We start from the raw sequence: 14,916 nt of genomic DNA, 5'->3' as shown, positions 1-14,916 counted from the left end.
TATTCTTCTCATATCTAATGACGACGCGGTGGTAACACAACTAACTTCTTTGTTATCATTTTTCCATCTGCCTTTAAAATATAAATATATGTACCGGCAGATATCTTCTTTCCTGAATCATTTGTAGCATCCCATTGAACTTCATGCAGTCCGCGTGTCAGTGTTTTGGTACCATCAAGTAAAGTTTTGATTACTTCACCTGTCCGTTTATATATAATAAGAGTAGGATTAGTCTCAGTAGGTAGTGCTAATACAAATTTAGTTCCTTTATCCTTTTCAAATGGATTTGGATAATTATGTATAGATTTAGCTGAAATTTCTGGCAGTATAGCTTCGGTAATAATGCAGGCACTGTCTCTAACAATGGTATCAAGGCTTGATATTCCCCAAATTACGAGTGTATCGATAGATTTATTGATTCCAGTCATGAAGTCAGTAGGTGACATTACCTTAAGTTTTAATTCTGTGGTATCATTTGGTGGTATTGGACCCACATCTATTTTAGTATCATTATCTGTATCTATAAGGGATGAACCATCCGTATAAGTAAGATTATAGCTCCAGCCATCCTCTATTTTATTTACCTGTATATCTACAACATCAAAATCGTTTCCAAGGTTTATAACTCTAATGGTATAGTCTTTATCACTATTAGGTGTAGTAATGCCGCTTGTATCAGGTTCCACCAGTATCTGTATTCTTCGTTCAGCTACCAAGTGTATAGTAGTATTTGATAAAGCAGGCCCAGTAAAGTTATCACTATACATAAAAGCAGAGTTCATGAGTGTATCCAAAATATTTTCCTGTTTACCAAAGGACTTAATCACTCCAAGCCAAGCTACCGCTTTTGACGAGTCCGGTAGTATATTACCGATTTCCCATGTGATAACACCTGATATACTATCATATTCACCCTCTGATTCAGGTATAACCTTCACTATAACTCCTGTATCAACTGTATCTTTAATTATAACATTCCTCAGCACCCCTTTTCCTGTGTTGTTACAGGTGATAATATACTCCACTGTATCATTTGGTAACACTATAGAAAAATCAGGCCATATCATATCTCTATATTTCATTTCCTTTTCCAAAGTAGCAGAGATTAATAGCAGGTAATGGTGAATAATGGTGTCCGAACTAATGTCTTCGCATCTGTAAGATAACCAGCACCAGTTAAGTATAGAATCTTTAACAAAAGTATCGGAGACAACACCAGTATAGGATGCATAGAAGGTATCCTTAGGAGCTAATGAGTCAATATGCCATGTTATCACTTTATTAGAGATGACTCCACCAGCTGAGATATTAATTGCTGTGTCAATTATTGCATCAAGTGTATCTGTAAGGTCAATATTTCTTGCTATACAATTTGCAATAGGGGCATTATAACTTAATATATTGTAATTTATTGAGTCACCGCCCTGTACCCAGCTCCCATTTGGAGGGTTAGCCTTCTTCTCTACATTTAGTTTTACTATTCTCAAAATATTGTTTGAAGTAGTCTCTGAATATGCAGTATGTGGAATTATTGAAGTATCACCAAATGCTACGGCATAGTTAGACAGTGTATCTATTCTGATACATTTGTATTCACGGTTCACAACTGCCCTAAATGTGCACAGCAAAGTATCTTGTGGTAGTATACACGGTATATCCCATTTTATAAAAGCTGTTGTTACCTCTGATGGTGCCGGATAGATACTTGTGACACCTTCAATATCAAGTGTATCAAGCGAGTCAATAATTACTATATTTAAGGCTGGCATCTTTCCTACATTAGCACACTTAAGCACATAGGATATTGTATCACCAGGGATGAGTGTATCGTTTGGCATTTGGGCAGGTTTTGTTAGCTCAAGTGCTGTTGTACCTATAATATTATGCACAGTACGGTTAGAGGTATCGGCATAAATACAGCCCGTTTCTGTGCTATATGCAAAATTTACAATTGAATCTACTTTATCATTACATACAAATGTCTTTACTAATCCCCATATACAGAGGGTATCAGCACGCTTAGGATTAAGTCCCCATATTTTCCAAATAAGTGTATCTCTGATACTCACTTTATGGCTATCACTGTGAGCTTTGTACCATACAGTGTCAAACCTTACTAATTCATCATCTTTTATATCAAGAATAGTCACTGAATCTATCTTTACATTCCATGTATCAGCGCATATTATTTGATACGTTATTGTATCTCCAGGCTCTACAGTGCTATTCTCGGGTGGTTGAATTACACTCTTAACAAGTTTAACATCTATATTTACCTTTGTAAAAGTGAACCCAGTATCTTTAGTCGTGGTAACAGCCCAGTCAACTCCTGATGCAATAAACTTAGTTGAATCCGTTGAACAAGGCTTAGCAGTATCAGGTGGTGTTATAATTAATGTATCGTATGCAGTGGCTTCAGGTGCTATGGAATATATAGTATCTTTAGAGAAATCGGCTATCCACCCCGGTCTTGTGCCAGCACTTATCAGCTTTATTGTATCTATTATGTTTCCCTTATTTACTATTGTTAATGGATACTTTACTGCTATCCCCGGATAAGTTATATCAAATGAGCTATCGGGTGCAATCTTTATCTTTGATATAGTGTAGTTTGTAAAATAGTAGATATTATCACTTGTTGGTTCCCAGTGTCCAACAATATGTGACCACCCATTTTTATCCAAACTAACACACCATCCAGGATATATTACAGGCTGAGGTAGCGGAATTGTATCCCAAGCACTACGGTATTCAAAATAGTTTCCTCTGTTTAGAATACCTACTACATTATTATATACTGATATAGAGATAGGTGCTTCATTTGTTTTATATACTACAGTTGTACTATCCCATATTTTAGGGTCCGTATTACCATTTGGGTGGAATTTGTATACTAAGTTACGCGGCGCTTCACCACTTTGTATGTATGCAAGATGAACATTCCCATTTATGGGGTCAGAACTACATTGTGCCCAACTCCAAACTGCGCCAATAATTGAGTCTGCATTTACTATCCTGCAATGGAGGTCGGCTCCTGATGCATAAATAATATATCTAAGTCCGGTAGCATCGTAGCAAACACTGGGATAGCCTGTCACATTTGTAATAGGGGAAAATGCACTCGACCAACTTGTGCCTTGGTCACTTGAGTAGTAGCACTCAAGCGTTGCAAAATCCACACTCCCATGTAGGAATGCCACAAATAATTCTGATAAATCGGAGTTCACTGCTATTGCGACCTTACCGGGTTGTAGTTTGTTTGTGCTAATAGACTTAATTGATTGCCATGCTCCACCTACTTTTCTCCTGAATAGAACATCACCCCTTCCTGTTGTAGCATCAGTGTATGACCACACTGTATAGATATTACCAACATTATCTACGGCGATAGCAGGAGTGTAATCACGTGCTTCCCGCTGTTGATTATTATAACTCCATAATGTTTCAGGTGTCTCCCAGTGATTATAGGTCATTGATGAATCTTTTAACTGATACATCCATACAACACTATCTGCCTTAGGAGTGGTTATTTTGGTTCTATACACTACATGTTTATGCCCAAACTTGTCTACTACCATTGTCTTACCGTACTCTATGTTTCCTGGATGTATATTCTCAATTACACTCCAGTGAGCATAGAGTGGATAGTATATAGAAAATACTAATCCTAAAATGATAGATTTACACATCATTCAAGGTAATTTTATACACCTGATTAAACATATTGTCAAGTTTAAATAAATTTTTGTTACTTTTCAGCAAAAATGTCCTCTTTAATTTTTAAGCTAAAATGTCCTCTATCTGTCTAATAGAAATAGTGAAGCGAATTTGCAGCAGATTAAACAAACTAAGAGGGTTAAAATGAAGGTTTTAATTTTCAAGCAAGAATGTCCCGTATGGTGTATAATCCCCTTCAGACAAGAAAGGAGGGGACATGGAAAAGTTTCAAAACTCATCCATTTCTTTAACATAGCCTGGTTCGCTATCTCAATAAAAGTCTATTTCAATACAAGCTGTGCATCCTTGGGAAGTCCACCTTGCCTTACTTTATAAACTTTTTCTTCTGTTTCTATCCCTGTTCTGTTGTCCAGGCAGAAAAAGTTAAAAAATTTCTTGTGCAAATCCCCTTAGTGTATAATATAATCACTCATGATGTCCTCCTTTCGTTTCTTGTCGGGTTCCGACCCTTTGCATAATATCACATTTCAGAAAGGAGGGCATCATTTTTTACAAACATTTTTTATATTATATCTTGCTTTGTTGAATAATTCGCTTTACAAAACTTGCAACACCTTGATTGATACCAATTTATGAGATTCTTCACTTCGTTCAGAATGACAAGGTCAAAATTGTCTAAAACCAAGTCAGAGGTTGAAAATCAAAGGTGCCAAAAATATTTATTCAACAAAGCAATTATATCTTGACAATCTATCTATATCGTGATAATATAGCTTTGAAAGGAGGCTTTATGTTTAAAAAGATTAGCATTGTGGATACATTGCTCGTTTTCTTCATAATGGCTATTCTTGGATGTACAGCAACCAGAGTAGTTCGTGAGGAGAGGGGGGTAACTCTGAAGGAAACTGAGAAATACGAGGCAGAGCTATTAGGGCCCAGGAAGAAGATTGCTGTGGTTGATTTTGTTGATAAAACCAAGTATGGTAGGGCAAGACTTGGCTCTGCTACTTCAGATATACTTCTGACAGAACTTGGTAAGGCAGGTAGGTTTATATTAGTGGAAAGAGAAAAGATTAGCGAAATACTTAAGGAACAAGAATTTGAACGATCTGGTCAGGTAGACCCCAGTCAGATAGTCCATGCAGGTAAGCTACTTGGCGTGAATGCAATAGTTACAGGCAGTGTGTCTGCTTTTGGTGTAAGGACTGAGGGCTCAAATTGTATCCTTTACGGTCATAAGAAGCAGACTGCTGAAGCGACTGTGGATGTCCGGGTTATAGATGTTGGGACTGGTGAGATAATATACACAGAGACCGGAAGCGGTGTAGCTGATGTAAAGTATATAACAGTTCTTGGTATAGGGACATCTGGTGGGTATGATGAAACAATTGAGCACGAAGCATTGCGGGCTGCGATAGTTAAATTTACGCGTAATCTTATGTATCAGGTGGATAAGAAGATTACTTGGTATTGCAGAATAGCTGAGGTTGAGGCTGACAAGGTGTATCTTGATGCTGGCAGGGAAAGCAGATTAGATATAGGCACTGTGCTTGTAGTAAAGAGACCGGGCAAGGAAATAAGAAGCCCTGAAACAGGGATAGTCATTGGCAGGGTAGAGGCTACTGTTGGTAAAATAGAGGTCACTAATTACTTTGGTGATGATGGTGCAATTGCTCGTGTGGTATCAGGCGAATCACCAGTATCAGGAGATTATGCGAGATTGGAATAAGAATGGGCAAGAGAATAATAAGCTCAATACTACTGAGCTTCTGGGTATTAGCCATAATTGGTGCCTGTTATCCCAGAGTAAAAACTGCTCCAGAGTTCGCACCACCTAAATTAGTTGCCATCCTTTTGTTGGATAACCAATCAAATGACCTCCAGATTGCCGGGCTTGTGAGGGATGTGTTTTTTAAAAAGTTAGCAGATAGAGGATTCAATTTGGCACCATTAGCGGTTGTAGATACATTACTTCTAAATTTGGGCATTACTGATGGTGGTCAATTAGGTGTAGTTGCTCCATGTGAGCTCGGCGACAGTCTTGGTGCAGACTGGCTTGTATATGGGACAGTCGTTGAAGCGAGCTACATTACGACGGGTATATACTTAAAAAAGAGTGTAAAACTAAATTTTAATATAGTGAACGCTCTGAATGGCGCAACTATTTGGGAAGGAAAAGGGGAGGGGACTAAAAGTGAACTCCATTTAGATTTCAAAGAGGCAGGCAAGGAGTTTATTGAGCAACTAAAGGAGAAAGTAGTTCGTGGTATACTCGATCATCCTTTACGCGAAGAGGCGGAACAGGCGGTTGATGAGGCATTAGCTAATCTTCCTTGGCCCTCTGGCTACTATACGAGACGAAAAGGCTGTCTATGAGGGAAAGCCCTGTGGTTTAATTTGTTGACAAGCTTTAAATTTTTATATAATATGATTTGACTTAATGGAGCTCAATAAAGAATGGATTAACTCGTACGTATAATTTTGCCGGCGTAGCTCAGAGGTAGAGCAGAGGTTTTGTAAACCTCAGGTCAAGGGTTCGATTCCCTTCGCCGGCTCCAAAAAGTGCGGGATAAATCTCAGGTCGAGGGTTCAATTCCCTCTGTAGGCTTTTTGTATATAGATTTCACTTATTACTAATCAATGTGTTTTTGGGGAGGTACCCAAGTGGATAAAGGGGGCAGACTGTAAATCTGTTGGCGTATGCCTTCGGAGGTTCGAATCCTTCCCTCCCCATTACATTGATTTAAACAGAGGGTATTTATCTGTTTAAATCAACGAATGCGGGAGTAGCTCAATTGGTAGAGCATCAGCCTTCCAAGCTGAGGGTTGTGGGTTCGAAACCCATCTCCCGCTTAATCGGAATGGGTGAGGGTTCAAGTCCTGTCATTCGCTTTTAGGATTGTTTTAAACTTAAATTCTGTACTTCACTACGAGTCGAATTGTGCCCTTATAGTTTTTGAAAACTTGCTTGAAAAGACTTGACAAAATTCTGATTAAAGTGTATAGTTTAATTTATTATGCCCATGTAACTCAGGGGTAAAGCATACCACACTTTTGGTGCCTGGATAGCTCAGTGGTAGAGCACTTCCTTGGTAAGGAAGGGGTCGTGGGTTCAATCCCCGCTCCAGGCTTAAAAGTGCGGGAGAAGGGGTCACCGACCCAACTCCGGCCATGGGCTTATGAATGAGGGTTATAATAACTTTAGCTTGTAGTGAGTGTAATCGTAGAAATTACACGACTACAAAAAATAAGCAAAAACATCCGGATAGGGTTGAGTATAAAAAATACTGTCCATGGTGCAGAAAGCATACAATACACAAGGAAACAAAATAAATGCATTTATAATTTATTTTTTGGGCCTGTAGCTCTAATTGGTGAGAGCGCCGGACTCCAAATCCGGGGGTTGGGGGTTCGAGTCCTCCCAGGCCTGTAATGATGGATAGGATTAAGAAATTTTTTTATGAAATGAGAATAGAGCTTTCAAGAGTAGCATGGCCTAAAAGAAAAGAATTGTGGGGCTCTACTTTGGTAGTTATAGTTATCTCATTATTACTTGCAATATTTATAGGATTTATGGATATTTTGTTCTCCCATGTGGTTGGGAGGATTTTGAAATGAGACAGTGGTTTATTCTTCATGTATATTCAGGACAGGAGCATAAAATAGCCAATCTTATTCGGGAGGAAGTTGCACACCAAGAGGTTAATAACCAAATAGAAGTAATTGTACCAACAAAGAAGATATCCAAATTAGGGAAGAAGGGTAAAATGACAGTAGAGAGAAAACTTTACCCAGGTTATATAGCAATCCAAATGGAGCCAAACGATGTCTTATTTAAGTTAATTTCAAGGACTCCAGGGGTGTTGGGTTTTGGGGGTAGGGGTAAAAATCCACAGCATATGAGTAAAGAAGAAGTGGATAGAATGCTTGCATATATAAAACCGGAGGAGAGTAAAATTTCTGAAATTCCTTTCACTAAAGGAGAATCAGTTAAAATTATAGATGGCCCATTTGCAGACTTTACAGGAGTAATTGAGGAAATATATCCTGAAAGAGAGAGGATAAAACTTATGGTTACAATTTTTGGTAGACAGACTCCTGTAGAAGTTGGGTTTCTTCAAGTAGAACCAATTTAAAATATGGCAAAGCAAGTTATAGCTAAAATAAAGGTCCAAATTCCTGGTGGTCAAGCTACACCTGCACCTCCTGTTGGTACAGCTCTCGGTCCGTATGGTATTAATATACCGGCATTCTGTAAAGCATTCAATGATCAAACAAGAGGACGCGAGGAATACATTATTCCAGCTGTTATTACAATATATAATGATAAGAGCTTTGAATTTATTCTTAAGACCCCACCTGCATCTATGCTGTTAAAAAGAGCTGTAGGAATTGCAAAAGCCTCTAGTGAGCCAAATAAGAACAAAGTAGCAAAAATAAAACGTGCACAACTCCAAGAGATAGTAAGACAAAAAATGCAAGACCTTAATGCATATACTATTGAAGATGCGATGCGTATAGTTGAGGGGACAGCAAAAAGTATGGGAATAGAAGTGGAAGAATGAAGAGATCAAAAAGATTCCGTGAAATTGAGAGTAAAGTAGAAAAGGGACGTCTTTATGAAGTCTCAAGTGCAATTAAATTATTAAAAGAGTTATCTACAGCCAAGTTTGATGAGGCTGTAGATATTTCTGTGAAATTAGAAATCGACCCTAAGAAGGATCATGTTAGAGGAATGGTTTCTCTTCCATATGGAACAGGTAAAACAAGGAGAATCCTTGTCCTTGCAGAAGGAGAAAAAATTGAAGAAGCAAAAAAAGCGGGTGCTGACTTTGCAGGTGGAGATGAATTCCTTAATCGGATTCAAGAAGGATGGCTTGATTTCGATATCGTAATAGCTACTCCAGAATTAATGCCAAAAATTAGTAAGTTTGGTAAACTACTCGGACCAAGGGGACTTATGCCAAACCCTAAAACTGGAACTGTAACTCAGGAAGTAGGTAAAGCAGTAAGAGAATTAAAAGGCGGTAAAATTGAATTCAAAATGGATAAAACAGGGTGTGTTCATGGGGTAGTAGGCAGGGCTTCGTTTGATGCAGATAAACTTCGGGAAAATGTTATTCAATTCTTAAAAGAGTTATGGAACGCAAAACCAGCAGGGGCTAAAGGAACTTACTTTAAAAGTATTTATCTATCCTCAACAATGAGCCCCAGTATAAAAATAGACCCAAAATTTGTATCAGAAGTAATGAAATAAAGTTGATAAGGAATTACAAGTAAACATAGAAAGAGAAGAGGCTATATAAGATAAGACTGTGCTTTGTTAAAATTTAGATAAAATTATATCCTATTTAATTGTAGGGACTTGAAATAAGCCTCTTTGTTCTTTGAAATCCAAATATAAGAGATGAGCGACTGAAGACTCCGATACAGAAAAAGATATTCCACTATCGTATATAGCTTACGGTTTAGTGCCCTTTTATATGAGCCGGTAACCCTGAAACAAGTTCAGGGAAGAAAAGTATAAGCAAGAAAACAAAGATGCCAATGCTTCATTATAGCAGCGAGACTTCTTACTTGATATCGGTCAAAATAAAAATTATCCTTGAGCTCACGAAATACGCATTCTATCTCCCATCTCCTTTTGTATCTTGTGAATATTTCCTCATTCCCAAGCCCAGTGTGATTACTTACAATAACAGATATCTCGTTCATATTTGTAGTTTCCCACGATGACTTGACAATAACAATTCTATACTTCCTGCCACCAAGATGCTTAACCTTGCCCACGAATCCATAGATGTAATAATTCTGTTTTTCCCCACGAGAATTAGTGTACACAAATCTCCTATATTTCACGGAAGGGATGACTTTCACGAGGTCATCCACGCGACACCAATTCCTATTGAGGAACCAGATTAAGTTATCACTCCTCGCTTTTGATATCCAATAGCTTCCCCTACTCTCGATGTGATCTACGAATCTCTCGTTAAAATACCAACTGTCAAACAAGACATCTTCTACAAGTTTTAGTGGAGTGTGTCTTTTGTAGCTCTATTATTCGTTGAGTATTTGATTTTTCTGAGTCCCATGTTCGTAATTTAGAAATGAAGTATTGGAGTCGTTCATCCTGCCTATCAATGATATAGGAGGGACTCATAACTGGTGAGAGTAGTTTTCTGGCTCATTGTTTGGAGGCTACATCTTTTATATTCCAACATCAGACAAGTAATATAAGCCATAAAAATTGACCTTAGACGCTTTGAAAAATGGCGTTCAAACTTGCGGATGTAGATTTTAAGAGCCTTTAGAGGCTCTGGTGAAAAATTTATCCACGCCCATCTGACGATGGGCGGGATTTATATGTATATGCCCTCCTTAGGAATAGATTTTACAACTTTCTAGTTGCTTGTAAAGTCTTATTTTAGAGAGGGCATATAAAAAATTTTTTAAAAAACTTGCTTTGTTGAATAAATATTTTTGGTACCTTTGATTTTCAACCTCTGACTTGGTTTTAGACAATTTTGACCTTGTCATTCTGAACGAAGTGAAGAATCTCATAAATCGGTGTCAATCAAGGTGTTGCAAGTTTTGTAAAGCGAATTATCCAACAAAGCAAAATTTTTTAACAAAGTTAAGAAAATTAAATTAAATTTTTAAAAATTCTTGCTTTTTTAGATTTTTGTTGTAAAATAGTAAAAATTATAAGAAAATAAATGTTATTCCCTAATTAAGGATAGATAAAAAATTTTTAGGTAGAGTGCAGTTATATCTAAAATGAAACGTGAGCTTAAGGAAAAGATTGTGGATGAACTAAAGTCAGCTTTAAGTAATTCCAAAGGTATATGGCTTACAGATTTTAGAGGATTAGATGTAGAGACTATAGGAAAGCTAAGGAGAAGGTTGCGCGAAAATTCGTTACGCTATCAAGTGGTTAAAAATTCTATACTCCAATTCGCTCTTCAAAAGGCAAAAATTGAGCCTTTAACCATGTATCTCGATGGACCCACTGGTATATGTTTTGGTGATGACCCAGTTCTTGTTGCACGTATCTTGACTGAATTTCAGAGGGAAGTGGGTGCACCCAACCTTAAAGTGGGGTGGTTTGATGGTAAGATTTTATCTCCCGGTGAGATTAAAGATATAGCATTGATTCCTGGCCGTGATGTGTTATTATCTGAGTTTTTAAATATTTTAGTAGCCCCTCTATCCAACCTTATTTTCACACTTCAATCTATCTTAAGAAAATTGGTTTTAATATTGGATGAGGTAGTTAAGAAAAAAGGAGTATAAAATGGCAAAAGTAGGGTCAAAAGAAAAGGTAATTGAGCTTATAGAGAAGATGTCTGTACTCGAGCTATCAGAGCTCGTGAAAGAGATTGAGGAGCGATTTGGCGTAAAAGCTGCTCCTCAAGTAGCACCAGTTGCCCAACCTCAAGCTCAAGCGGTCCCTGAAGTTAAGCCGCAAGAGGAAAAGGTACAGTTTGATATCATTCTTAAGTCATTTGGAGATAATAAAATAAGGGTAATAAAAGTAGTCCGTGAGATAACAGGACTTGGTTTAAAAGAAGCAAAAGAGCTTGTAGATTCAGCCCCTAAGCCTGTCAAAGAGAAAGTCTCAAAGGAAGAAGCAGAAGCAATTGCAAAAAAGCTTGAGGCTGCGGGAGCTACTTATGAGATAAAATGATTAAAAGCTACCAAAAGATAAAGGAAATTAAGACTCTGCCTAACCTTATAGAGGCACAGCTAAGCTCTTTTAACGATTTTTTACAACTTGATATTCCACCATCAAAAAGGGAACCCAAAGGCTTACAATCTGCTTTCTTGGAAGCATTTCCTGTTGAAGATGCGCATCAGCAATACAGACTTGAATTTAGAAGCTATAATATAGGAACACCAGATTATTCACCAGATATGGCTATTGAGCGTGGCGTAAGTTATGAAGCTCCATTACGTGGTGAGTTTAGACTTATTACACGTGAATCAGATAGCACAACAAAGGAAGCAATTGAGCAAGATGTATATCTTGGACAGCTTCCACTTATGACTGACCGTGGGACATTTATAATAAATGGTGTAGAAAGAGTTGTTGTAAGTCAGTTAAGAAGGTCACCAGGTATCTATTTTTCAGAAGAGATACACCCGTCAGGTAAAAGGTTATTTATAGGTGAGATAATTCCTTATCGTGGTCCATGGATAACATTTTCAACAGATGTAAACGATGTTTTACATGTAGCACTTGATAAGAGACATAAAATTCTATGTACTACCCTTTTAAAAGCGCTCGGATACAATACTACCGAGCAAATACTTAAGCTTTTCTTTAAGTCAATAACTCGCCCTCTTAATGAGTCTATTGGATTTATTCTATCAAGTCCTGTTAAAGACAATAAACGGAATGTTCTACTTGCAAGAGCTGGTACAAGAGTTGACCAAGAGCTTATATCATCCTTAGAATCGTTTAGGGTGAAGAATGTAGAAGTCCTCGAGGATAAGGAGCCTCCATTTATCTTAAATACTCTTGCAAAAGAAAGAATTGAAAATCAGTCCGATGCATTACTAAGAATATATTCATTGCTCAGAGGAACAGCTATCCAGGATAGGGCAATAGCTGAGACTTTCTTTAATACTATGTATTTTAATGAGTTAAGATACAATTTTGCAAGAATTGGCCGGCATAGGATAAACCGTAAATTTGGGACCAAGATTGAGTCTCTCGCTCTTTCTCCTGAAGATTTTGTAAATACAATAAGAGGAATAATAGCTCTCTCAAGGGGTGAAGAGACTGTCAATGATCCAGAACATTTAGGGAATCGCCACTTAAGAAGGGTAGGTGAGTTGCTTGAAGAACAGTTTCGTATTGCTTTTGCAAGACTGACTTGGGTGATAAAGGAGCGGATGATGTTGAGGGATAGTGAAATTCTTACACCGAGAGGACTTATGAATGCAACAATTGTTACCACTGTGCTTCAAAAATTTTTTGGCACTTCACAGCTTTCCCAATTTATGGAGCAGACAAACCCATTAGCTGAACTCACTCATAGGCGTCGTATATCAAGACTCGGCCCCGGAGGGTTAACAAGGGATACTGCAGGACTTGAGGCAAGAGATGTGCACTACTCACATTATGGCAGGATATGTCCAATAGAAACTTCTGAGGGTCAAAATATAGGAATTATAACCTCACTTGCATCATACGCAAATGTAAATGAATATGGAGAAATAGAAGTCCCTTACAGGAGAGTAAGGAATGGGAGGGTGACTAACGAAATTGAGTACCTAACGGCTGATGAGGAAGATAAATACATAATTGCTCAAGCCAACACTCAAGTAGACGAAGATGGTAAATTTACACAATCATTAATCCTCGCCCGTAAGAGAGGCAGTTTTCCTATTGTGAGTCCAAAAGATGTAAACTATATGGATGTCTCTCCCAAGCAACTTGTCAGTGTTACTGCAGCACTCATCCCTTTTCTTGAACATGACGATGCTAATCGTGCTCTTATGGGGTCAAATATGCAACGACAGGCAGTCCCACTTTTATTTCCTGAATCGCCAATTGTAAGGACTGGAATAGAAGAAAAAGTGGCAAGAGATTCAGGAGTTTTGGTTATTGCAAAAAGGAGTGGGAGAGTGGTTAAAGCAGAAGCTAGTGGGATACTAATAAAACCTGATGGAGATAAATTTTCTCTTGATTATTACCCATTAATAAAGTTTAGAAGAACAAATCAGGATACATGTATTAATCAGCGGCCTATAGTCAAGGTAGGTGATAAAATAAAAAATGGGCAGGTAATAGCAGATGGGGCATCAACTGAGCATGGGAAGATTGCACTTGGAAGGAATGTCATAGTTGCATTTATGCCATGGAGGGGATACAATTTTGAGGATGCAATAATTATCTCTGAGAGTCTTTTAAGGGATGATGTTTTTACTTCAGTTACTATTCAGGAATTTGAAATTGAAGTGAGAGATACAGCTCTTGGCCCAGAAGAAGTCACTCGTGATGTTCCAAATGTTCCAGATGAAGCAGTGGCAAATCTTGATGAGTCTGGAATTGTTAGAGTAGGGGCTTCTGTGGATGTGGATGATATTCTTGTAGGAAAGATTTCACCTAAGGGTGAGAAAGAACTTTCTCCAGAAGAGAAGCTTCTACAAGCTATTTTTGGAGAGAAAGCACAAGATGTGAAGGATTCCTCACTTCGTGTTCCACCAGGAGTGAAGGGCAAAGTTATTGATGTAAGAATTTTATCGAGAAGATCGGAAGACCAGTTATATAAGCAGGAGATGAAAAGACGTACGAATGAGATAAAGGCACGTACAAAGTATTTAATAAAGGAGCTTAAAAAACAGGCCCGCCTCGCCGAGTCAAGGCGGGGTAGTATAAAGACTGAAGTCCTCTCTAAACATATTCGTGAATTAAAGGCGAAGGAGCAGATTGAGATTGATAAGGCTACACGGGGTGATGAGTTACCACACGGGGTTCTTAAGATTATAAAGGTTTATATTGGTGAACGTCGTAGTGTTGCAATAGGTGATAAACTTTCTGGTAGGCACGGCAACAAAGGCACAATAGCCAAAATTATACCAGAAGAAGATATGCCATATTTACCTGATGGTACCCATGTGGAGATTGTGCTTAATCCATTAAGTGTACCATCAAGGATGAACATTGGGCAAATACTTGAAACCAATCTTGGCTGGGCAGCAAAGATTTTAGGGTTTGAGGCAGTGTCACCTGTATTTGATGGGGTCACAGTTGAAGAAATAAAGAAAGAGCTTTGTAAAGCAAGACTCGCGGAAGACGGTAAGACCGTACTATTTGATGGGAGGACAGGTGAGCTATTTAAAGAGAGAGTAACAGTTGGATATATTTACATGATGAAGCTTGGTCATATGGTAGAGGACAAAATCCATGCGAGATCCGTGGGTTCGTATGCATTAATCACACAGCAACCCCTAGGTGGAAAAACTCAGTTTGGAGGTCAAAGATTTGGTGAAATGGAGGTATGGGCTCTTGAAGCCTATGGTGCAGCCCATACTTTGCAGGAGATGCTTACAATTAAATCTGACGATGTAACTGGGAGGAAAGATTTGTACGAATCGATTATCAAAGGAGATAAATTCCCGGAACCTGGGATTCCCACATCTTTTAATGTGTTACTAAAAGAGTTAAATGCTCTTTGCTTAGACATGGAACTAGTAAAGGAGGAGAATGTCAGAAAAATTGTGTAAAAA

The 14,916-nt window shown here is 38.1% G+C and carries 12 protein-coding genes and 5 tRNA genes; 15 read left to right on the top strand and 2 right to left on the bottom strand.

Annotation, left to right across the window (positions count from 1 at the left end; all coding sequences use genetic code 11):
• Positions 1 to 14 precede the first annotated feature (14 nt).
• A complete protein-coding gene (locus QMD71_04995; GenBank protein MDI6840188.1) occupies positions 15 to 3,692 on the bottom strand; it encodes a FlgD immunoglobulin-like domain containing protein in 3,678 nt (1,225 codons plus the stop codon).
• Between the two features lie 776 nt (positions 3,693 to 4,468).
• Between QMD71_04995 and QMD71_04990 the strand changes: the two genes are divergently transcribed.
• The 12 genes from QMD71_04990 (at position 4,469) to rplA (ending at position 8,935) form a co-directional block, all read left to right on the top strand.
• Positions 4,469 to 5,407 carry a CsgG/HfaB family protein gene (locus QMD71_04990; GenBank protein ID MDI6840187.1) on the top strand — a complete coding sequence of 313 codons (939 nt, stop codon included), beginning with the start codon at positions 4,469 to 4,471 and terminating at the stop codon, positions 5,405 to 5,407.
• Between the two features lie 2 nt (positions 5,408 to 5,409).
• Positions 5,410 to 6,054: a DUF799 family lipoprotein gene (locus QMD71_04985; protein ID MDI6840186.1), complete on the top strand. Its 645-nt coding sequence runs from the start codon at positions 5,410 to 5,412 to the stop codon at positions 6,052 to 6,054.
• A gap of 107 nt (positions 6,055 to 6,161) precedes the next feature.
• Positions 6,162 to 6,236 (top strand) — tRNA-Thr (locus QMD71_04980).
• A gap of 92 nt (positions 6,237 to 6,328) precedes the next feature.
• Positions 6,329 to 6,411, top strand: a tRNA-Tyr gene (locus tag QMD71_04975).
• 47 nt (positions 6,412 to 6,458) lie between these two features.
• Positions 6,459 to 6,531, top strand: a tRNA-Gly gene (locus QMD71_04970).
• A 206-nt stretch (positions 6,532 to 6,737) separates the two neighbouring features.
• Positions 6,738 to 6,809, top strand: a tRNA-Thr gene (locus tag QMD71_04965).
• Positions 6,810 to 6,861: 52 nt separating this feature from the next.
• The gene (rpmG, locus tag QMD71_04960; GenBank protein MDI6840185.1) at positions 6,862 to 7,011 is read left to right on the top strand and encodes a 50S ribosomal protein L33; all 150 of its coding nucleotides are present in this window, start codon (positions 6,862 to 6,864) and stop codon (positions 7,009 to 7,011) included.
• 22 nt (positions 7,012 to 7,033) lie between these two features.
• Positions 7,034 to 7,108, top strand: a tRNA-Trp gene (locus QMD71_04955).
• 2 nt (positions 7,109 to 7,110) lie between these two features.
• Positions 7,111 to 7,296 (top strand): preprotein translocase subunit SecE, encoded by a 186-nt coding sequence (gene secE, locus QMD71_04950; protein MDI6840184.1) that lies wholly within the window; start codon positions 7,111 to 7,113, stop codon positions 7,294 to 7,296.
• Positions 7,293 to 7,814 carry a transcription termination/antitermination protein NusG gene (nusG, locus tag QMD71_04945; GenBank protein ID MDI6840183.1) on the top strand — a complete coding sequence of 174 codons (522 nt, stop codon included), beginning with the start codon at positions 7,293 to 7,295 and terminating at the stop codon, positions 7,812 to 7,814. The genes secE and nusG overlap by 4 nt, the downstream gene beginning before the upstream one ends.
• Positions 7,815 to 7,817: 3 nt before the next feature.
• Positions 7,818 to 8,243, top strand: coding sequence for a 50S ribosomal protein L11 (gene rplK / locus QMD71_04940; protein MDI6840182.1), 426 nt, complete (start codon positions 7,818 to 7,820; stop codon positions 8,241 to 8,243).
• The gene (gene rplA, locus QMD71_04935) at positions 8,240 to 8,935 is read left to right on the top strand and encodes a 50S ribosomal protein L1 (GenBank protein ID MDI6840181.1); all 696 of its coding nucleotides are present in this window, start codon (positions 8,240 to 8,242) and stop codon (positions 8,933 to 8,935) included. Before rplK ends, rplA begins: the two co-directional genes overlap by 4 nt.
• Positions 8,936 to 9,186: 251 nt before the next feature.
• Here rplA and QMD71_04930 read toward each other — a convergent pair whose 3' ends face one another.
• Entirely contained in the window at positions 9,187 to 9,690 is a 504-nt protein-coding gene (locus QMD71_04930) for a transposase (protein ID MDI6840180.1), read from the bottom strand.
• Positions 9,691 to 10,455: 765 nt separating this feature from the next.
• Between QMD71_04930 and rplJ the strand changes: the two genes are divergently transcribed.
• Genes rplJ through rpoB form a run of 3 tightly spaced genes read left to right on the top strand, consistent with a single transcriptional unit; the run spans position 10,456 to position 14,913 of the window.
• Positions 10,456 to 10,971: a 50S ribosomal protein L10 gene (gene rplJ, locus QMD71_04925; protein ID MDI6840179.1), complete on the top strand. Its 516-nt coding sequence runs from the start codon at positions 10,456 to 10,458 to the stop codon at positions 10,969 to 10,971.
• A 1-nt stretch (position 10,972) separates the two neighbouring features.
• Positions 10,973 to 11,365, top strand: coding sequence for a 50S ribosomal protein L7/L12 (gene rplL, locus QMD71_04920; protein MDI6840178.1), 393 nt, complete (start codon positions 10,973 to 10,975; stop codon positions 11,363 to 11,365).
• Positions 11,362 to 14,913, top strand: a complete 3,552-nt coding sequence (rpoB, locus tag QMD71_04915; GenBank protein ID MDI6840177.1) for a DNA-directed RNA polymerase subunit beta — start codon at positions 11,362 to 11,364, stop codon at positions 14,911 to 14,913. The genes rplL and rpoB overlap by 4 nt, the downstream gene beginning before the upstream one ends.
• Positions 14,914 to 14,916: the final 3 nt, after the last annotated feature.

It is taken from the genome of bacterium, assembly GCA_030018315.1.
Lineage (GTDB): Bacteria > Hydrothermota > UBA3073 > JACQXS01 > JAGMCI01 > JASEGA01.
Note: the sequence above shows the minus strand (reverse complement) of the source record. Positions and strands in the feature narration are given on the sequence as shown.